Genomic DNA, 19,523 nt, shown 5'->3' on the forward strand with positions numbered 1-19,523 from the left:
CAAAGAGTAATTTTTCACTTCTCAGTTAAAACCTGTTTGTCAGAAATCTGATCACCAGGTTTCATAGAATTTGCTTTTACAGATTTATTCTGACCCTCAGTCAAAATCATAAGAAAGCTGCATCCACCACTCACGCCCGGGGCGGGGAAAATCATCAGCATAAGTATAGCCAATATTGCCATCCGCGTCTTTGTACGCGGGCGCGGGAAAAATAATTTCGCTGTCAGACAGATTTTTGCACCCGCCTCGTAATGTCAGGCCCTTTGTGAAGCAATTGAAGATGCTGGCGCTCAGATCCAGGCTGTAATATGCGGCCGGATCATCTCGTTCATCTTCAGAGGCCCGATGCCGTTTTCCCACATAGCGGTATTGCAAGTCAAAAGCATAATCTTGCTTAGGCCTATATAAAAGCTCTGCATTTCCTAGCCACTCGGTTGCCCCCATAAGAGATTTTCCCTGCCCATCCTCAGCGTCAGCAAAGGAGAGACTTCCGCTGAACCGGAGATCAACTCTCAGGTCATGCTCGAATTCCAGTTCAAACCCTTTTGTTTTAATGGTGCCATCCGCGTTTTGGTACTGTACCTCCTTGCCGCCTTCTCCGAGACTGTCCGCATATTTGGGATATTCAATATTGTCTTCCAGTTCAGAATAAAACAAGGTAATGCGCCCCACGGTTTTTGAACGCCTGTAAATATAGCCCAGTTCATAGCTTCTGATGTGTTCAGGATCCAAATCCGGATTGCCTCCGATGACAGAGTTTCCTCTGGCGTATAACTCGGTAAAAGAGGGCGGCCGAACTGACTCCGAATACTGGGCCTTTAATATATGATAATCTGTCAGCGCCCAGACAGCGGATACCCTCGGTGTTATGTTGTCTTCCACCTCATTTTTATTCTCATCTTCATCATAACGGCGATCATAGCGTACTCCCAGGGTCAGTGTGAAACGATCTGTCATGTCAAACATATCCTGAAGATAGACCCCGAAAATATCTCTTTTTCCACCCTCGGCAAACCAGTTTTCCTCCCCCCGCAAGCGGACCATTGTGCCTCTTTGCTCCTCTGTTGTATTGGTATCTACCCAGACATCCCGGATATCTGTGTCCGAATATTTCATCCCCAGAAGAAGTGTATGGCGATTCATCCCCTTCCAAATCAGTTCACCGCCGGCATAAATTTCTCTTTCCTCATAATAAGGCGTGATAATTGAACCCTGAGACGGCGTAATATCAATAACTGAACCATCAGGCATAGAAATTGCGATGGGGGGAACAGCCGTCAGATTGTCGAGGTAAAACTCATATCGCCGCCACCCCAGTTTGAAGTCCAGTTTGAAAGCATCGGAAAGGCTGAGGGTTTGTCCGGCTTCCAAAGCACGATGATCGTGGGTGGTTATAATCCGCTCCTCAGCCTGCGGGAGAATATGAAGCATACCGAAATAATCGCCTCTTCCGTTTAAGAGATACTGCCCCGAAAGCGAAAAGCCTTTATATTTCAGAGACAGATTGGCAAGCCTGTTTTCCTGTGCCTCATTTGTGGAGCCAGGTGCATTCGAAAATTCATCAAATTGCATCCCGGCAAACTCCTCGTAAAGCCGGTCTTCACCTGTTTCGATATCCGGGCTGTCAGATTTCCAGCCCGAAAGATGAAGACTGAGGCTGAAGGCCTCCTCCGGAATTGTATATGTTACTGCTCCGCCGCCGCCATAGCCATATGGGGGCCAATGATCCCAGACGCAACGTCCGTAAACCCGGGTGACATCTTTACGGGTCATAACATTTATCACGCCCGCGCAGGCGTACTCGCCATAGACAACCGATCCGGGGCCCCGGATAATTTCGATTCTGTCAACCTGCTCCACGGGGATTCCGTATATGACATAGCCCGCGGCGGTCAGACTGTCATTCAGGACAATGCCATCCAGCAGAAGTTTCAGATTGCCTGAGAAAAAGCTCCCCCCGAGCCCCCGGACAGAAACCCGCTGATCCCCCAGTGTGTCTAAATAAGTATGCAGCCCCGGTACCAGAGACAAGGCTTCATAAACCGTTCGTATGCCTCTGATCTCCAAGTCGTCACCACGGAGGACTGTCACCATCCCGGGAACCATATCCGCATCCATTTTTGTTTTGGTGGCAATCTCCGTCATCACAACGGCCTCTTCCTGAAGCCACAGAAGTTCCGCCTCAAATTCCGCGTCCAGTTCCGAATCAATTATCGGCTCATTGCCCTGTTGGGCAAAGATCTGAGTTGTATTGATGACAACAAAGCCAAACAAAATAAAAATTCTGATTATAGTTTTCATATCCTCCTTTTTTTACTATCAGCAGTTCAGACACTCTGAATTTTCTTCGATCTGCTGACTGTTTGATGTTTGCTCGACAGAGCCTGTGATTCATTTCAGCAGTTGTAAACGCCTCATTCAATAATATGGTTGACAGAATCCAGTGCATCTTCGTTATAGCTCAACTGATAGTCGCTTAGTTTTTTCATGTTAAGCGTAATTCTGGAGCCTGCGGGAAACTGTACCCTCTCCCCGGGGCTGTCCCCGGAGAGAAGTTCCATTGCAATACCCGCGGCCTGGCGGGCAATGGTGGGCGTATCCACGGAAACAATCAGAGTCGCACCGTATTTGGCAAACACGTCGTGGTAGGAAAAAACCGGAATCTTCCGGGCATCACATTTTTTTAATATAGTAAAAGGATTTTTTTTATTTCCCACAATTATCGGATCGGATATCATCCAGAACGCCTCGGTCCCGGGGAGGATTTTCTTTAAAGCAGAATCAACGTCTTTCTTGTCAGAAACTTTCCTGCCGATGATGTCAACCCCTATATTCCGACCCTCAGCCCTGGTTTTTTCGAACCATGCTTCAGTGTATTTGCTGTATAGCACCCCGATCTTTCGCATTTTCGGAAAAATATAGCGAAACAGCATGATCTCCATTTCCGAATGAAGTTCATTGGATACGCCATAAGTTTTCGGAGTCAGGGGCAGTCGCAACCAGTTGATGACAGAAGAAAAAACAATGTGCTTTTCACCGGCATATTCACTCGCTGCCAAATATGCCTTGGTCCCGATACAATAAATAAGCTCAGGCTGCGTATCCTGTATCAGTTCTCTGATGCCGGAAATGCTCCATTTCCTGTTACCCAGGTCAATTTCCAGTATGGAATCCGGGATTGTTTTCCTGAATTCTTTCTGTGCTGTTTTGTATTTCTGAACAGAGGCATTGGAACTGATAATCAGGATACCAGAGGTCTCTCCCCATAACGGACTCGGAAAAAGAAAAAACAGAAATACAAGAATCACTGACAGGAGATATCGCTGCATTTTGATTTTCCGACCTGAAATACTCACCCTATCCTCTGCCTGATGTAAAAAAATTGTCATATATTCACCATCACTCAAAATCGTAAGAGAATTGAAACCAGCTCTCTCTTCCGGTCTGAGGGTAATCTTCCAGATACCCGGGATAAGCAGAAGAATATCGGATTTCCTCGTCAAAAAGATTTCTCAAACCCGCACGAAACGTGAGACCCTGTTTAAAAAAGTCCCTGACAGCGGCGGTAAAGTCAATTTTGTCATAGCTGTCCAGATTGTCGCGGGGATCGTCCGTATCCCGGTTGCATTCATTCACATAACGATATTGAAGGGACAAGGACACATTATCCAAAGGCTCATAAACCAAACCAATATTGCTGATCCAGCTGGCAGCGCCTCTGATTTCAGCCCCTGTGCTGTCATCCCTGGTTTTTGCATAAGAGAAATTGACATCTGTTATCAGATTTCGGAAAATTTTCCAATTCAGTTCCAGTTCAGCACCTTTTGTCTGAGCCGAGTCGTTGTTTGAATATTGCCCGTCTTTCATGCCAATGAGATTCCGCAGTTCGGACCGAAACACGGTAAGTCTGCCAAGAAAATAAACACTCCTGAAGACGTACCCCAGTTCCCATGTTTTTACGGTCTCGGCTTCGATATCGGGATTTCCCGAACCTATGGGATTATTTTTAAAATACATTTCCATAAAAGAAGGCGGGCGGAAAGCCTCTGCATACTGAATTTTGAAAATATGGCACTGGGATGCCCGGAACACACCTGCCAGCCTCGGAGTAAGTCGTCCCTCTTTGGTATCATCATAATAATCATATCGCAATCCCCCTGTGAGCGTCAGCCGGTGGGTAAAATCAAACTGATCCTGAAGGAACAGGCTGAAAATATTCCGGCTTTTGTCTTCTTCAAGCCAGTTTTCTTCCCCGGTAAAACGCTGAACAAAAGGGAGGGGTTCGCCTGTCATCGGATGATAATTCGAATCTGACCAGATATCTGTTAGTTTAATATTCTCATATTCCAGCCCCAGAAGCAGGAGGTGGCGTTCCCATCCTTCCCACTGTAACTCTGATTCGCCGTACAGGGAGCGTTCTTCATAATGGGGTCCCGCGATCATGCCATTTTCATATCCGGCATATCCGGGAGGAAACAGATATTCTTCATCATGGTTCCAGAGATACTCTTTCCAGCCAAATTTCATGTTCAGTTTAAGAGACTGTGATATTTCAGGGTGCCATCCGAACTCAGCCATATGGCTGTCATCTGTACCGGGGGTTTCGTCATTAGGCGGAGGAAGGGCATCTGCTATCCCAAAGCCGGAACCATAACTGATGGTTGCCAATTGCGCCAGAAGAGACAGTTCCTTGTAGCTCAGTGTCATAATGGCCGTAGTCACTTTGCGCCTATCATTCACAGGCCCCGGGGCCCGGGAAATATCGGACATGCCTGTTTCATGAAGGATATCCGGCCCTGTTTTTCTGTCTGTCTGATCATTTCTCCAACACCCAATATTCAGACTCATATCAAAATGCTGTTCAGGTGCTGCATAAGAAAAAATCCCCCCTGCGGAGTATGTGTCAAATCTGCCATATCGTCCGAACAGGCGGTTTTCTTTCTGCCGGGTGATAATGTTCACCACCCCTGAATAAGCAAATTTCCCGTACAGTGCGGATCCCGGTCCCCGGATAACTTCTATCCGATCCAGCTGTTCTATAGGCATATAGAACGTAAACGCTATCATACCGGTCATTGATTCATTTACAGGCGCATTGTTCCATAAGACCTTAACTTTGCCGGACGCAAAATCCATGCCGATTCCCCGAACAATGAAGTCCGGAGAAATATTCAGACCTGGCACCAGAGACAGGGCTTCCAAGACATTCCTTATCCCCCGCTTTTCCAGTTCTGCGCCTCGTAACACTGTGACCATTCCTGGAACCATATCCGCATCCATTTTTGTTTTGGTGGCAATCTCCGTCATCACAACGGCTTCGGCCTGAAGCCATTTCAGTTCTGCCTCAAGGCCCGCATCAGAATTTTCTGAATCTGATGTGTCATCCTGGGAAATCCCCTGGCCCGCGCTGATGGTAAAAACAAAGGAGGATACCAGTATGCTGATTATAGTTTTCACAACTGAGTTCATATTAACTTCTTGTAATTTAGGCGATTTCCAAGAATCCGTAGATGGAAAATTTTTCCTGACCTCGGCGTGAGTTCGTTTTGACAAGCTCAACGAGCAGCGTTTTAGCCCGCTTCCTGAGCCTGTCAAAGGGGAATTTCCATCTACTGAGAATGGATATATCTGTTCCTATGGCTTGACCTAATTAAACAGATACAGAATATTTAGGGCTTCTGTTGACAAATCAATAAGTTTAACACAATTTTAAGGTATCTTATTAATCTGGTCAAGCCATAGTTCCGCGTTCAGGCGGTGTGACACCGCCTGAACGCGGAACTACGAATTAAAAAAACTGACAAGCGATCAGTCCTTGAGCTTTGTTTCATCAGATAAAAAATCACAAGGATATATATAATCCGTCTCAAAATCAAGCTTTGAGATATCCAGACCAATTTTTTCAGCAGTTTCAAAATTAAAATGCCACTTATAAGGCAGATTAACAAACATTGGCAGTTGACGCGGTTTTGCTCCGTTCATGATTTTTGCCGCCATAGTCGCGTGAAACTTACCCAGCTCCTTAAAATCCAAAAGAGAGATTGTCATCAGAAAGCCCTGGCTGACCCCTTCCGGGCCAGTTTGAGAAAATGTCGGGATGCGGTGAAAATTAGCAATCTTCACCAAATCCGGAACCGTTTTTTTGTTTACACCTAATAGCGCTGTAACATAAATGGCATCTGCCTTTTTGCCCAGTTCCCGGAAACATTTTTTCACGCGTTGTTCAACAGTTTCAAGATCAGTATTCGTTTCCTGAGTGTAGCAGGTGACAATCTCAAAACCAAGTCTTTTTGAAAGGCCTTCCACTTTATCAAGAGCTGTATAAATTCTGCCTTCAGGTGAATTTTCATATATCATACCCAATTTTTTAAATTTTATAATGTTATGGAAGATCCAGACCTGTCGCTCATAGCGAAACGGATCAACCCGGGCATGGACATGGTCATAGCCGGAATCTTCAACGCTCTTAACAATACCGGACGCTACAGGGTCAGAACATGACATCACCATTGTGCGAACTTTGTGTCCGGTGTTTGCCATATCCTGCCCTGCCCAGGTGCCCATGGCAAACATAAGATCAATATCTTTTTGTTTGTTCAGACGGTTAATAATATTGACAGCCATTTTTTTTCTGATGGTCTTATCCCATTTTGCGCTGTAGTGGGCATCTTTAACAAATTGCAAATATGTGCTTTTTGCTTCAGTAGCAAGCCAGTTCCAGAGATTCCTGGTCTGAACAGCTTCCTGTTGCGGAATTTCTGTCGTCTCAATCCAGCCCAGATCCATCAGCCCCCTTATTGTTGCAATAAGGACCTTCTGATAATCAATATATTCACCGCCTTCGTAACAGCCAACCCGCCATTTGACCCCGTTGTTCAGTTTCGGATCAGTACTCCAATTGGCGGCTGACGCTGGTAAAAGCAGAATAAAAAATAAAATTATCGCGCTGATGAGCGTTGTCATGTTAACCTTCAAATTGTTCATTATCACCTCTTTTTTAGCTAGCCATATTCGGCAGATCGAAAAATTTTTCCGGAGCGCAAAAACAGAGCGAAGCGGTTTTTTTGCCGTTGATCGAAAAACTTTTCCGGAGCGCAAAAACAGAGCGAAGCGGTTTTTTGCTGTTGATCGAAAAACTTTTCCGGAGCGCAAAAACAGAGCGAAACGGTTTTTTGCTGTTGATCGAAAAACTTTTCCGGAGCGCAAAAACAGAGCGAAACGGTTTTTTGCTGTTGATCGAAAAACTTTTCCGGAGTGCAAAAACAGAGCGAAACGGTTTTTTGCTGTTGATCGAAAAACTTTTCCGGAGCGCAAAAACAGAGCGAAGCGGTTTTTTGCTGTTGATCGAAAAACTTTTCCGGAGTGCAAAAACAGAGCGAAGCGGTTTTTTGCTGTTGATCGAAAAACTTTTCCGGAGCGCAAAAAAGTGCTTCGCTCTATTTTTGCACTCCTTTTTTTCTCTAAAACTTTTCCGGTTCCTGATATTTATCTTCTGAGAGTCTTCAGCGAAGATACGGTAAAGAGATTATCCGGCAAATCATCTTCAAAAGCAAGTGCTTTATAATCCAGCAAAGTATATTCATCTTTTACATCAGCTTTTTGCATTTTCCACATCTTAGGAAACAATTTGCCGCCCAGCATTTGGATATCCTGGCCTGTCATGGATTTAACCAATTTCAGGTCTTCATCATAAAATTGTTCTTCCAGGAAGATGTAGTCTTCCCGGATTTTGAGTTTCAGCATGCCCCACACCACCGGAGCATCAGGTTTTGGCATTGACCTGACTATCCAGACTTTTTTTCCCTCACGGGTCTCTGTCCCCTCAATGGTATGAGTGTAATCCTTAATCAGGCTGTCACTTTTTGCCAAGTCATTATTTGAAAAATCCGATCCCATCCAGGATTGGGACATCATCGAAGGCGGCAGCTTAATCACTCGGTTGACTTTGGGATTATACATCCACATTTCCCGGCCTTTTTTCAAGGTTCCGTTGCCGTAATCTTTGGGCGGGGCAATGATCGTGAAAATGCTGTCTGTCTGACCTTTGGTCCATCCTTTGATTGACATGGTACGCTCCCACTCGGGCCGGTGAATGGTCATCACCACTGTTGAAACAGAAGTCTTGCCCCGCAGATAGTTCAGACAGCCCTCCACCAGGGACTGAGGGGTTTTTTCTTCTGCCCTGGCGTACAGCGCCATAAAAAAAAATAAAGAAAAAAATAAAGCTGTTGTCATTTTTTTTATCATCATCAGTCCTTAATAAAAAAGTGTTAGGTGTTAAGTGTTAGGTGTTAGGAAAATCCTGAAATTTTCATGCTTCATCATAGGGAGGAATTTCTCCAAAAATAAAATACCCGGAAGTATGGAAACGTAGGGTGGGTGGAGCGAAGCGGAACCCACCGCACTTCTGAAATTATAGTCTATATTTTTATGATAAAGCCGTGCCTTCCCCGCCTGATCTGCTCCTGCCAAATTGACAAATCCGGGGGAAATGCTTTGAATTTGCCAGTCTCAAGCGGGCCGGGACCAGGATTCCCAACGGATTTTTAATCTGCTGATTTTTGTAAAAATGCCAAATTTTATGTCAAAAATCAATCATTTTATCTGCTGAAACTGAATTTTCCAAGTAAAAGGCTATTCACTTAGAACTTATCTGATTATAACGGATTTAGGGGAGGGCCGGTAAAGCCCCGTAGGGGCGGCATATTTGTAGTAAATTGTTGCAAATATGCCGCCCCCGCGGAGCTTGGCGGTGGCCTGCAATCCTGCTGCCACTACAAATATGCCGCACTTGCAGGGCTTGGTCTGTCATCCCCTAAACATTTTATAATCAGCAACTTATATTAAAATTTGTTGATTTTTATATTAGACTATCAAATTTTTTAACATGACTATTCCATATTGGCTTTTGAGAAAATTATCCGTTACATTGTATATTGCAACACCGGAGCAGGTTCTGATCGGCCTAAGACCCTTCCGTTCATATGTTTTGCTGATGGTCTTAACTGAAAAATATTTTTGACAATTTTTTCTTCAAGTGTACGCCAGCTCAGATCAGCGGCAAGCAGATGGCGATAATTCTCCTCACCTTCATATTTAAAAGCAATGACAAAACGCTCTTTAGCGTGTGCATCAACTTTTGCAAATTATAAAAATTTAAATCTGTAAATACGATATTTTCAATAAGTTAAAATACATAATGTAAATATTTTGTTTTCAATCCTTCAAAACAGAACTTATCGAATTTATTGATATGGGTCTAAAATCCCAACCTAAAAATTTCCGGGGAATTCAGTCAACAGAAAAAAACTCGATAGTCGAGTATCAATATTTCTTCCAAATGATGTATTAAACATGACCCGTCACCATCTTTTACTTATTGATATATTTCTGAATAACAGGAAAAGTCTCAGATTCCTGAATTTTTAGCTTGACATGCTCATTTGTTTTATGGTTATTTGTAGCAAAACTATTTTCTGTCATTCCTGCGAAAGCAGGAATCCACTGCCCCGGAACCGCAGAATCAGCAGAAAACAGATTCTCCTGCTTTCGCAGGAATGACATGCTGTCCGGCAGGATCGGAGCAAAAAACTTGATCACCGAGTAATAAAAAATTCTCTCTTTTACCCAAAAAAGGAGCAGCGAATAAAGTTATGAGATAAACAAAAGCGCGCTGAAAAATAACATATAGTTTTGCGTTAACGTAGTTGTCGTCCCGACTAAAAACCGCCAATTTTTAACCTACAGGACGATGCTGACGGAGACGCGCCCGTACGGGCGCGGCTCTTGTTTGTGTCCTGTGGGTGGGTGCTTGGCGGTACCTTAGTTGGGGCGTGAACACAGAGTCTGCGCCCTTTTTTTTGGGGCCGGAGAGAAATTCTCTGATGAATCAAAATGTCTCCGTCAGAAAACCTGCCTTTTATACTTCTCTTCTGAAAGATTTCTGCACATCGGGCAGAAATATCTTTTTCCCACAACTGCCTGATATTGTCAGATCCCCTTTTCTTTTGACCTCCATGCCCGGGGTTTCCGCATCCGGGGAGGAGGAACTCCGTGTGGGATAAAAAGAAAAAAATAGCAGCTTCGTGCCTTGCCATCCTTATAAGTGTGGCCTTTTATCTGCTTTCAAATGTGAATCTGGCAGGCATTGATTCGAGGTCCGACAGATATTTCAGGGATCTGCTGAAAAAAACAGCGCTTTCCTATGCGAGCGTGAGAGGCATCAATGCCGTGGTTTCCATGATCAAGGATTCGGATATGTCAATCTCCCCCACAGGCGTGGGGGTCAATATCGCGGTGGGGCAGATTCTTGATCCCATAGATGATATGACAGAAAGGCTGTCCTCTGTTCTGGTGGCTTCAATAGCATCTCTGGGTGTTCAGAAAGTCGCCATGGAAATAGGCAATTCTGTCTGTTTCAAAATCATATCCTTTGCATTTCCCCTGCTTCTTATTCCCCTGTGGCTGAACAGAAAATATTCCGCCAGCGTTTTTTCCCTGTCTGTGAAAACAGTAAGCCTCTGTCTGATTCTGAGATTTTTCCTTCCCTTGTCCGCAATTGCCGATGACCTGATTTACAAACATTTTTTTGAAAGTCAGATAGCAGAGGCCAAAGTGGGACTGGCGCTGATTCCCTCGGACTCCTCAGCCAGTCTCGGTGATGTCGGTGACATACAGAAAGAGAGCGGTATATGGGAAAAGGCAAAAGGCACGTACAACACTGTCAGAGTGAAAACCAGGGAGTTCAGGGAAGCTTTTTCCCGCATAAAAGACAATGCCGATGAAATAACAGACTCATTACTGAAACTGGTTACGGCTTATATTGCGTTGTTCATTTTTCAGGTCATTGTCATTCCCCCGGGAGTGCTGTGGATTCTGGTGAAACTGTCCGGCAAAGTGTTTGATACTGATTTTGAGGATAAAATTTTATCCCGTTTCAGACCGGAACATGACAAAACAGAAGTCGCTCCAAAGGCGGAGGGAGGGATTGCTTTATGAGACGAAATTCAATGAACCTCTTATTTTTAATTATTATTTTTTCTGGTTCCCAGGCTCCGCCTGGGAACCCATACACTGAGGCTCCGCCTCAAATCCTGCCATTTGCGTGAATGCCGATAATAAAAGGATTTTTCCCGGTTCCCTGCCTGTAAGAAACCATCCGTGACTCCGGAGTACAATATTCACACTCACAAATTCCAAATTCCCCTTGCAAACTTCCCCCTTGTGTTTTAATCTTTTCCGGTGTATATATCAGCAGATCGGAAAACTCCGGACTTCCGAATTCGTCAGAGGAGTCTGATCTGCCGAACATACAGGTTTTAAGAAAATTTGTCTGAAGCCCTTTGTCCCGAACATAATTCTCAGGACAAAGGGACAGGCAGGATTAAAAATTTTCTGATGTGAATATAATGAAATCATGGAAATCCCCTAATCCGGCAAATAATGGTTCGGACAATGAGGAGGAATGATTTCAGTCCCGGAGGGACGGGCCGAAAATAGCCCGGCCCTCTTATAAAATAAGATATTGCCGGGGTTCGGATACACACAATTTTTTCAGTCCCGCAGGGACGGTCCGAAGCCATGCAGTTTTTCGGTGGTCCCCACGGGACTCGGCTAATTTTGTCTGCTCCGTCCCCCGGCAATGAATTGCCGGGCTATTCTTATTCGTCCCTCCGGGACTGAACCTATGCCCCATCTGTGCGCCGCAGTTCCAAGTAATGAATCCGAATCTTCACGCAATTTTTTCATGAAACCGGATTTTTCCAAAAAATCCGGTTTCTTTTTGGGCTGTTTTGTGGTACAGATTATCCACGATATTTATTCTGGTTAACTTAGAAACGGATATGAAAAATGATCAACGAATTTTTTGAAAAAGCACAGGAAAACCTGAAAGCCGCTCAGATTTTATTTGAGCAGAAACTTTACAACGCCTCTGCAAACCGGGCATATTATGCGGCTTTCCAGATGGCAGTGGCGAGACTTGCCTCACAGGGCGTTAAAAACGAGAAAAACAGCCATAGTTGGATTCAGGCAAATTTTAACGGAGAGTTTATACAAAAACACAAGATTTATCCGGGACGCATGAGGTCTTATCTGCCCGATCTGCTGTCCGTGAGAAACCGGGCTGATTACAAATCCGAATCTCTCAGCCGGAAAGCAGCGTCAAGGCAGTTGCACAAAGCTGAGGAATTTATCAGAACCGTCAAAAAGGAGTTTGCACCATGATGAATTTTAAACAAAAACAACTGACAGAAGAATTTTTTCAGGTTCTTAAAATAAAATTTCCGGAAGTCGAACTGATTGATATCACCCCCAGCCCGGAAGATCCGGATGATCTGTGGCTCAATATCACGGCCCCGCCGGAGGAGGAACGTGAATTTGAACTGATGGACATGGCAAGCGAGAGAACCGCCGACATATTGCAGGAATACGGTTATTCCATTCTGGTGATGCCGACCCGGAACCAGGTATTTCATGCGTAATGAACAATTTGTATTGTTTGAGGCGGACTGATCGCAGGGTCTGAACCACGGATTTTCACGGATGACACGGATTTGAAATCATTCCTGACGTGGGAATCTGTCTGTTGATGAAACCGGATTTTTTCAAAAAAATCCGGTTTCTTTTTTGCCCGTCTTTTCAAATCCCGGAGGGACGAATGAGAATAGCCCGGCCCTCTTATAAAATCAGATATTGCCGGGGTTCGGATACACACAATTTTTTCAGTCCCGCAGGGACGGTCCGAAGCCATGCAGTTTTTCGGTGGTCCCCACGGGACTCGGCTAATTTTGTCTGCTCCGTCCCCCGGCAATGAATTGCCGGGCTATTCTTATTCGTCCCTCCGGGACTGAACCTATGCCCCATCTGTGCGCCGCAGTTCCAAGTAATGAATCCGAATCTTCACGCAATTTTTTCATGAAACCGGATTTTTCCAAAAATTTCGATTTCTTCTTTGGCTGTTTTGTGATATAAGTACCTGAGCAAAAGTTTTTTTATACATCTTTTTTTCCGCGAACGGGGGAGAAACCCGGCTTTTTTCGTCACAGGCCGCGGGTCATTCCGGGAAAAAAGCCGGGTTTCTTTTCCGGGCAAATATCGAAAACTTATGGTTAGGTACTTAAATTATCTGTAAAGGTCGGCATCGCCGCAGATTTTGAAATAAGGAAAGTTTACAGCCCACTACTTTATACCAGACAGTAAGGAGAAAGCGTATCATGCAAATTACAGCCGAAGGACAGGTGACAATACCTCGGCATATACGGGAACAGCTCGGAATCAGACCGGACAGCGAGGTCGAGTTTATGGAAGAAAACGGACGGTTTTATCTGATCAGAAAGGAAAGCAACAAATTCCGGCGTTTCCGGGGGGTTGCCACTGTAAAAATGTCAACAGATGAAATTATGGATATGACCAGGAGTGATAAATGAGCGGCATGTTAGTTGATTCAAATGTCATACTGGATATATTTGAAAACAACCCGAAATGGGCGGACTGGTCTGAGTCGGTGCTTCACCGCCACAGTATGATACATACGCTGTATATAAATCCTGTCATATATTCGGAAATTTCCGTAGGGTTCAAGCGTATCGAAGAACTGGAAGAGGCGATAGCCGGATGTGAGTTTCAGATACTGCAAATTCCCAGGGAAGCCCTTTTTCGTGCGGGAAAAGCATTTTTTGAGTACAGAAGGCGGGGAGGCAACAAAATATCTCCCCTGCCAGATTTCTATATCGGAGCACATGCGGTCGTTACCGGAATGTCGCTGATAACCAGAGACATCTCCCGCTTCAGATCATATTTTCCTTCTGTCAGACTGATTACGCCGGAGCAGACATAATCCCGGTCAGCGCCGGTGTGACGGATGTCATATTCGAGGATATCAGCGGAATACTGAAACTTTCACACAACGCGGACAGACACTTGTGATCCTGCTTGCCGGAGGAGACAAACACACCCAGTCCCGGGATATTGAAAAGGCCCTGCGTCTGGCGGGGGAAGTTTAAGAAAAAGTTAGGAGATTATCATGGGAAAGACTGAGACACTGCCCTGGGATGCGGCGGATCATCTGGAAACGGAGGAGGACATGGCGGCCTACCTTGAAGCGGCACTTGAGGATGGCGACCCCGCGCTGGTGACAGCCGCTTTGGGTGATATCGCCCGTGCAAAGGGGATAACGCAGATAGCCGGCGAATCCGGCATTGAACCTGACAACCTGTCCGAAGCCCTGTCGCCCGAAGGCAATCCGGACTTTGCAACAATTCTCAGGATAATAAGGGCATCAGGCATTCGTCTCCATGCAACCGTCACACATGCATAGCAATCGCAATTATCACCGGTGTCCGAATCCGGATATGTTCCGATATCTACTTTATTACTTTTCTGGTTCCCAGGCTCTGCCTGGGAACCCATACATTGAGGCTCCGCCTTGAATCCTGTTATCTGCAAGAACGTTTATAAAAAACGGATTTTCCCAGATCCCTGCCTGTAAGAAACCATCCGTGATTCCGGAGTGCAAAGTCCGCACTCACAACTTCCAAATTCCCCCCTTGCAGACTTCCCCCTTGTGTTTTAATCTTTTTCGGTGTATATATCAGCAGATCGGAAAAGTCCGGAGTTTGGAATTCGTCAGAGGGCTTTGATTTGCTGAATATATAAGAAGCCTTGAAAGGAGGCGACAGCCATGATAATCAGCACTCACAAAACGCAGAGCAGGAGAACGCCGCCGGAGAAACAAAGCCTCACTGAAAAGCATGAACCGAAAAAAGTCCGGTCTGCGGAGGATGAAATCGGAGAACTTTTTGAAATGCTGGATACGCCGGAATGGAACGAGGCATTTGAATATCTCGCTGCCCACTGATTCCAATGTGCCTGATGCTTAGCTTCAGTATGCGGAGGGGCAAGGAAGCCAAAATGCTCGCTGCCCACTGATTCCAATGTGCCTGATGCGTAACAGCACGTTTCAACATGCTTAAGCTTGATCGTTAGGAGAATCGCCCGGAGAAGGAAAATTTGATGAATTACAAAGTGGTGGTAAAAAAGAAAGCTGCCAAGAAATTATGGAAGCTTCCTTTGTGGGTTCAGAAGAAAGCGGCATTATTAGTCATGGACCTGAAAGAAAAAGGCCCCGAACAACCCAAATGGCAAAACTACAGCAGGCTGAGTGATACGGAATATCATTGTCATTTGGGAACTTCCTGGGCCGCCTGTTGGCAACATCAGAAAAACACATTAACGATAGAGGTGTATTATGTTGGCAGTCGTGAAAAAGCCCCGTACTGAGGAGACACTTTTCAGGGTCAAAGGCGATATTCCGCATAAAGTGATAGACTATCTTGAAAAAGAATTCGGGCCGGACTTTGAAATTTCAGATGCGGATGAGGAGTTTGTTGATATCTTTGAAACAGACTGGTACAGGGAAATCAGTGCGGCCACAACTCCCGGAGATGTTTTAAAAATTTACAGAGAAAACATGGGACTGACTCAGGCGGAACTGGGCAGGAAGCTTGGAGAATTCACATCTCGGGAAATATCTGATATGGAAGATAACAAATCCTGTATCAGCAAAGAGGTGGCCGGGAAGTTGGGCAGTTTTTTTGAAGTGCCGACCAGCCGGTTTCATCCGTAACCATAACATACATTGAGGCTCTGCCTCGAATCCTGTCATCTGCAAGGATATGGATAAGAAACGGATTTTGGCTGATTACCAGGCTTTTTGCCTCTCAGATTGTAGAACAGAATCTCCTAACCGAACGCTAAATTAAAAACTGATTTCCCGCAAAGGAGATGGCGATGTGAAGTTTGAATGGAATGATCAAAAAGAGAGCATTAATATCCAAAAGCATCACCGGAATTGGGGGCCGGAATTGGGGTCGGACCATGCCATATTTCTGAAATCATACTGGCAAGAGTCAGACAAACCCCATTTTTTGCCCTTAAACAACCTTTTCTGACACCGAAAAGGGTTGCTTAAGAAAATTCTGCGGGACGGCATTTTTTGTCTGTCCTTCATTTCTCACCGACCCCTCATGATCAAAACCCGCCAACCTGACATCATCACTCCTTTCATGTCCCCCTTTGTATTCCCCGAAAGCTCTGATTCGGCGATGGCGAAAATTTCCCTTGCGGCAGATGCTCCGATTATGTTACTGAGAAAATCAGGGGGAACACAGGATTGCCCGTAACTGCAAACTGCCCTGAGCGTCTCCGCACGGACTGTGCGGGAAACGGCTTCGTCATCCTGATGTGTCGGCCGGTCCGAGTTCGCCTGTCCGTGGGCGAAGGGTCTTCCCCTGTGAGACAGATATGAATGATGTTAAAAAAAACGGATTCATGAAATCCTGAAAATTCAGGCTGAGGACAAGGTAAAATGGAAGAACTGTTTGAACTGAGAACTCATATTGAGGCAGGCCGTTATGCGGAGGCACTGGCTCTCCTGGGGGAAATGGAGGAGATGGGCAGAGAGGACAAAATCAACAAAATTGAGAGCTTTCTGGATGTTCTGCTTATTCATCTTATAAAAAAGCATGCGGAAAAAAGGACGACCCGCTCATGGGAGGCCTCCATACATAATTCATTGCGTCAGATTAAAAAGACAAACAAAAGGAGGAAGGCCGGGGGCTATTATCTGAGTGAAAGTGAACTGAGAGAATCCGTGGATGAGAGTTATTATCCGTCTTTGAAATACGCCTCGCTGGAAGCTTTCGGAGGCGCTTTTGACGAAGCCGGGCTTGCCCGGAAGGTGGATGAGTCGCAAATAAAAAAGGAAGCCTTGGAATTAATTCTGAAGACGCAGCAGGACTCGAAGAAGCGGAAATTGCAGTGAATATCCGTGAACCGGGGATGAGGGGGAAAACTGGTTTTTTCCGAAAAATCCGGTTTCTTTTTTTCTGGTTCCCAGGCTCCGCCTGGGAACCCATACACCGAGGCTCTGCCATATCGAATCCTGTCATCTGCAAGAATGTGGATAAGCAGATGTAGATGTAGGGTGGGTGAAGCGGAGCGAAACCCACCATTTGCTGGAGAAAAAGCGTCATTCCTGACAATGACGGTGGGTTGTGCTACGCTTCATCCACCCTACAACCACTACAACCACTCAAATCCTCTCATCTGCAAAGATGTGGATAAGAAACGGATTTTCCCAAGCCCCTGCCTGCAAGAAACCATCCGTGATTCCGGAGTGCAAGGTTCTCTTGCACTCACAAATTCCAAATTCCCCTTGCAAATTTACCTCGGAACAGCATCCTGCTCCCACGATAACCGCCTGAAGGCAGAACTCCGAACTTTTTCGGATGAATCAGGTTCCCTTCTGATCTGCCAAATTTTTTGTTAAATGCCATTTCCACTTTGCTGATTTTTGTAAAAATACAAAATCTTATGTCAAAAATTAATTATTTTATCTGCTGAAACTGAATTTTCCAAGTAAAAGACCTATTCTATTAGAACTTATGTTAAAATTTGTTGATCTTTATAGTGAACTTATTTATATGAAAATGATTGGTGATTTGTGATTGGTAGTTTGTGATTTGTGATTGGTGATTGGTGAAATCATGGGAGATCATAACATGAAAAAATTGTTTCATTTTTTTTTAGCCGGTTTTTTGGTTTTGCTTATATTTTTGCAGGCTGAAGCAAAAGAAGGCCGCGGAGACATATATTATGATCTCGGAGTTTATGCTTATGAACAAGGTAAATATCAGGATGCCAAATATTATTTTTTAAAAGCCATTGATTTCAATCCTGCAAATTCTTCATATAGTCATTTTTTAGGCAAAATCTACCTTAAACTGGGAGATTATGAAAGAGCCGCGGGATTTCTGGGCAGAGCGGCCCGTTATTGCCTCAAAAAAGGGGAATCATATAAGCATCTGTCTGATCTGAGTTATGATGTTGCTTACCTGCATTACAAAAATTCTGATTTTTCCAAAGCAACTGAACTTTTTAAACAAGTCATCAAAGAAGACCCGTCAGATGTGCTTGCCTGTTATTACGCGGGGATATGTCTGTTCAGACAGGAACGCTGGAAAGCCGCGGCAGATTATTTTAACAAAGCCGCGGAAATGAGTCATAGCCTCAGAATAAATAGTTCCTGTTTTGCAGGGATATGTTATTTCAAACTGGGGCAGGACACAAAGGCGGCTGAGAAGCTGGCGTATGTGAGAAACAATGCGCCGGCTCCCCTCAGAAACATTGCTGAAAAATGGCTTCTGTCCCTTAAAGCTCCTGGAAATGCGCGTAAAATTTATGATCTGGCTTATCAGAAATATAAAGCGTCCGACAATTCCGGGGCTGCTGATCTTTTTAAGCAGGTCATTAAGAAAGACCCGTCAGACGCATCTGCCTATTATTACGGAGGAATATGCCTGTTTAATCAGGAACGTTGGAATAACGCTGCGGATTATTTTAACAAGGCGGCAAAAATAAATCCTGACATCAGGTCAAACTGTGACTGCTATGCCGGAATAGCTTATCTGAAAATGGGAAACACCGCAGAAGCTTTCAGAAAGCTGGAAAATGTGAAAGACAATTCCTCATCACACAAGCTCAGAAAAATGGCTGAGACATGGCTTCAGGACTTAAAAAAGCAGGAAACGACCCAGGCAAAGCAGGCTGTGCCGCGTGCTGAGGAAGCGCAGGAAAAGTCCCTCAGACCTTACAGCCTTTATTTAAAAGCAGGGTATCAGCATGACGATAATATCCGACTTGAGCCGCTGGATTTGGATATTTACACAAATGAAAATGATGTTGTGGTCAAAGGTTTTTTTTCAGGCACATATGACTTTGTAAAAAAAAAGGACGGGTTAAAAATAGGAGCCGGATACAGTCATTATCAGACATGGCACAATGAACTGAAAGCATATGATCTCACAGGCAGCATACTGAGTCTTTATGCCAAATACAACTACAGCCCGTTTATCTTCGGGGTCAGCTATCTTCCGTCCTACTATTGGCTTGATTCCGGAAGTTATCTGATGTCTCACCAGTTGAAACCCGAGGTGATATGGAAGCTCAGTGACAGACTTTTCAGCAGATTCTCATACAGCTACTGCAATGATAATCATTTTCAGGATGATGACAAAGAAGGGCATACCAATGATTTTTTTCTTGATATCCGTTACAATCTTTTCAAAAAAAACAGCAGGGAAGGAGATAGAAAAGGCTATTTCTTCGGCGGGATCGGTTATGAGGACAAATCCGCGTCGCATTCTCATCAGGATTATGGAAAATATAAGGCAGAAATGGGAATATCCTTTGATCTTCCGTGGCATCTGAATATTGGTCTGAGCGGAAAATATTCTCTCAAACAATATGATAATACAGCCTCAGTGTATGACGATGAACGGGACGACGCCAGATATTTCGGCTCGGTATCGCTGACACGGAAATTTTTTTATAACTGGCTCGGGTGCGACTGGCTTGGCATTGTCGGGGAATTCAACTACACAAAAAATGATTCCAATATCAGTTTTTATGAATATGAAAGAAGAGTGACAAGCCTGTCCATGACAGCAGGCTATTGAATTTTA

17 protein-coding genes are annotated in these 19,523 nt (G+C 44.7%); 12 read left to right on the forward strand and 5 right to left on the reverse strand.

What is annotated here, in order from left to right:
* Window positions 1–96: 96 nt before the first annotated feature.
* The 5 genes from dnm_RS10145 to dnm_RS10165 all read right to left on the reverse strand — a co-directional run bounded on the left by dnm_RS10145 (window position 97) and on the right by dnm_RS10165 (window position 8,235).
* Entirely contained in the window at window positions 97–2,301 is a 2,205-nt protein-coding gene (locus dnm_RS10145) for a TonB-dependent receptor plug domain-containing protein (RefSeq protein ID WP_207682539.1), read from the reverse strand.
* Between the two features lie 113 nt (window positions 2,302–2,414).
* Complete coding sequence (locus tag dnm_RS10150) at window positions 2,415–3,329, reverse strand: ABC transporter substrate-binding protein (RefSeq protein WP_207682540.1); 915 nt, start codon at window positions 3,327–3,329, stop codon at window positions 2,415–2,417.
* Between the two features lie 70 nt (window positions 3,330–3,399).
* Window positions 3,400–5,469: a TonB-dependent receptor plug domain-containing protein gene (locus tag dnm_RS10155; RefSeq protein ID WP_207682541.1), complete on the reverse strand. Its 2,070-nt coding sequence runs from the start codon at window positions 5,467–5,469 to the stop codon at window positions 3,400–3,402.
* A 339-nt stretch (window positions 5,470–5,808) separates the two neighbouring features.
* A complete protein-coding gene (locus dnm_RS10160; RefSeq protein ID WP_207682542.1) occupies window positions 5,809–6,984 on the reverse strand; it encodes an ABC transporter substrate-binding protein in 1,176 nt (391 codons plus the stop codon).
* 501 nt (window positions 6,985–7,485) lie between these two features.
* Complete coding sequence (locus tag dnm_RS10165; RefSeq protein WP_207682543.1) at window positions 7,486–8,235, reverse strand: outer membrane lipoprotein-sorting protein; 750 nt, start codon at window positions 8,233–8,235, stop codon at window positions 7,486–7,488.
* 1,649 nt (window positions 8,236–9,884) lie between these two features.
* On the opposite strand from dnm_RS10165, the gene dnm_RS10170 reads away from it, so the two are divergent.
* The 12 genes from dnm_RS10170 (at window position 9,885) to dnm_RS10225 (ending at window position 19,517) form a co-directional block, all read left to right on the forward strand.
* A complete protein-coding gene (locus dnm_RS10170) occupies window positions 9,885–10,064 on the forward strand; it encodes a hypothetical protein (protein ID WP_207682544.1) in 180 nt (59 codons plus the stop codon).
* Complete coding sequence (locus tag dnm_RS10175; RefSeq protein ID WP_207682545.1) at window positions 10,054–10,998, forward strand: hypothetical protein; 945 nt, start codon at window positions 10,054–10,056, stop codon at window positions 10,996–10,998. The genes dnm_RS10170 and dnm_RS10175 overlap by 11 nt, the downstream gene beginning before the upstream one ends.
* A gap of 852 nt (window positions 10,999–11,850) precedes the next feature.
* Window positions 11,851–12,225 (forward strand): HEPN domain-containing protein, encoded by a 375-nt coding sequence (locus dnm_RS10180; protein WP_207682546.1) that lies wholly within the window; start codon window positions 11,851–11,853, stop codon window positions 12,223–12,225.
* Window positions 12,222–12,482 (forward strand): hypothetical protein, encoded by a 261-nt coding sequence (locus tag dnm_RS10185; RefSeq protein ID WP_207682547.1) that lies wholly within the window; start codon window positions 12,222–12,224, stop codon window positions 12,480–12,482. The genes dnm_RS10180 and dnm_RS10185 overlap by 4 nt, the downstream gene beginning before the upstream one ends.
* 732 nt (window positions 12,483–13,214) lie before the next feature.
* Window positions 13,215–13,427: an AbrB/MazE/SpoVT family DNA-binding domain-containing protein gene (locus dnm_RS10190; protein ID WP_207682548.1), complete on the forward strand. Its 213-nt coding sequence runs from the start codon at window positions 13,215–13,217 to the stop codon at window positions 13,425–13,427.
* Window positions 13,424–13,837: a type II toxin-antitoxin system VapC family toxin gene (locus dnm_RS10195; protein ID WP_207682549.1), complete on the forward strand. Its 414-nt coding sequence runs from the start codon at window positions 13,424–13,426 to the stop codon at window positions 13,835–13,837. The genes dnm_RS10190 and dnm_RS10195 overlap by 4 nt, the downstream gene beginning before the upstream one ends.
* A 186-nt stretch (window positions 13,838–14,023) precedes the next feature.
* Window positions 14,024–14,317, forward strand: coding sequence for an addiction module antidote protein (locus tag dnm_RS10200; protein ID WP_207682550.1), 294 nt, complete (start codon window positions 14,024–14,026; stop codon window positions 14,315–14,317).
* A gap of 363 nt (window positions 14,318–14,680) precedes the next feature.
* Complete coding sequence (locus dnm_RS10205) at window positions 14,681–14,857, forward strand: hypothetical protein (protein WP_207682551.1); 177 nt, start codon at window positions 14,681–14,683, stop codon at window positions 14,855–14,857.
* Between the two features lie 152 nt (window positions 14,858–15,009).
* Complete coding sequence (locus tag dnm_RS10210) at window positions 15,010–15,279, forward strand: hypothetical protein (protein WP_207682552.1); 270 nt, start codon at window positions 15,010–15,012, stop codon at window positions 15,277–15,279.
* Entirely contained in the window at window positions 15,248–15,625 is a 378-nt protein-coding gene (locus tag dnm_RS10215; protein ID WP_207682553.1) for a helix-turn-helix domain-containing protein, read from the forward strand. The genes dnm_RS10210 and dnm_RS10215 overlap by 32 nt, the downstream gene beginning before the upstream one ends.
* 741 nt (window positions 15,626–16,366) lie before the next feature.
* On the forward strand, window positions 16,367–16,822 hold the full coding sequence (locus tag dnm_RS10220; protein ID WP_207682554.1) for a DUF29 family protein: 456 nt from the start codon (window positions 16,367–16,369) through the stop codon (window positions 16,820–16,822).
* A 739-nt stretch (window positions 16,823–17,561) separates the two neighbouring features.
* Window positions 17,562–19,517, forward strand: coding sequence for a surface lipoprotein assembly modifier (locus tag dnm_RS10225; protein ID WP_207682555.1), 1,956 nt, complete (start codon window positions 17,562–17,564; stop codon window positions 19,515–19,517).
* The last annotated feature ends 6 nt before the right edge of the window (window positions 19,518–19,523 follow it).

The organism is Desulfonema magnum, from assembly GCF_017377395.1.
Classification (GTDB): domain Bacteria; phylum Desulfobacterota; class Desulfobacteria; order Desulfobacterales; family 4be13; genus Desulfonema_C; species Desulfonema_C magnum.

What these genes read in the sequence shown, in the direction of transcription:
- dnm_RS10170 (WP_207682544.1), top strand. Translation starts at nt 9,885, where the DNA reads ATGAATCAAAATGTCTCCGTCAGAAAACCTGCCTTTTATACTTCTCTT.
- dnm_RS10190 (WP_207682548.1), top strand. Translation starts at nt 13,215, where the DNA reads ATGCAAATTACAGCCGAAGGACAGGTGACAATACCTCGGCATATACGG.
- dnm_RS10185 (WP_207682547.1), top strand. Translation starts at nt 12,222, where the DNA reads ATGATGAATTTTAAACAAAAACAACTGACAGAAGAATTTTTTCAGGTT.
- dnm_RS10205 (WP_207682551.1), top strand. Translation starts at nt 14,681, where the DNA reads ATGATAATCAGCACTCACAAAACGCAGAGCAGGAGAACGCCGCCGGAG.
- dnm_RS10150 (WP_207682540.1), bottom strand. Translation starts at nt 3,329, where the DNA reads ATGCAGCGATATCTCCTGTCAGTGATTCTTGTATTTCTGTTTTTTCTT.
- dnm_RS10165 (WP_207682543.1), bottom strand. Translation starts at nt 8,235, where the DNA reads ATGACAACAGCTTTATTTTTTTCTTTATTTTTTTTTATGGCGCTGTAC.
- dnm_RS10220 (WP_207682554.1), top strand. Translation starts at nt 16,367, where the DNA reads ATGGAAGAACTGTTTGAACTGAGAACTCATATTGAGGCAGGCCGTTAT.
- dnm_RS10145 (WP_207682539.1), bottom strand. Translation starts at nt 2,301, where the DNA reads ATGAAAACTATAATCAGAATTTTTATTTTGTTTGGCTTTGTTGTCATC.
- dnm_RS10195 (WP_207682549.1), top strand. Translation starts at nt 13,424, where the DNA reads ATGAGCGGCATGTTAGTTGATTCAAATGTCATACTGGATATATTTGAA.
- dnm_RS10225 (WP_207682555.1), top strand. Translation starts at nt 17,562, where the DNA reads ATGAAAAAATTGTTTCATTTTTTTTTAGCCGGTTTTTTGGTTTTGCTT.
- dnm_RS10200 (WP_207682550.1), top strand. Translation starts at nt 14,024, where the DNA reads ATGGGAAAGACTGAGACACTGCCCTGGGATGCGGCGGATCATCTGGAA.
- dnm_RS10180 (WP_207682546.1), top strand. Translation starts at nt 11,851, where the DNA reads ATGATCAACGAATTTTTTGAAAAAGCACAGGAAAACCTGAAAGCCGCT.
- dnm_RS10160 (WP_207682542.1), bottom strand. Translation starts at nt 6,984, where the DNA reads ATGAACAATTTGAAGGTTAACATGACAACGCTCATCAGCGCGATAATT.
- dnm_RS10215 (WP_207682553.1), top strand. Translation starts at nt 15,248, where the DNA reads ATGTTGGCAGTCGTGAAAAAGCCCCGTACTGAGGAGACACTTTTCAGG.
- dnm_RS10155 (WP_207682541.1), bottom strand. Translation starts at nt 5,469, where the DNA reads ATGAACTCAGTTGTGAAAACTATAATCAGCATACTGGTATCCTCCTTT.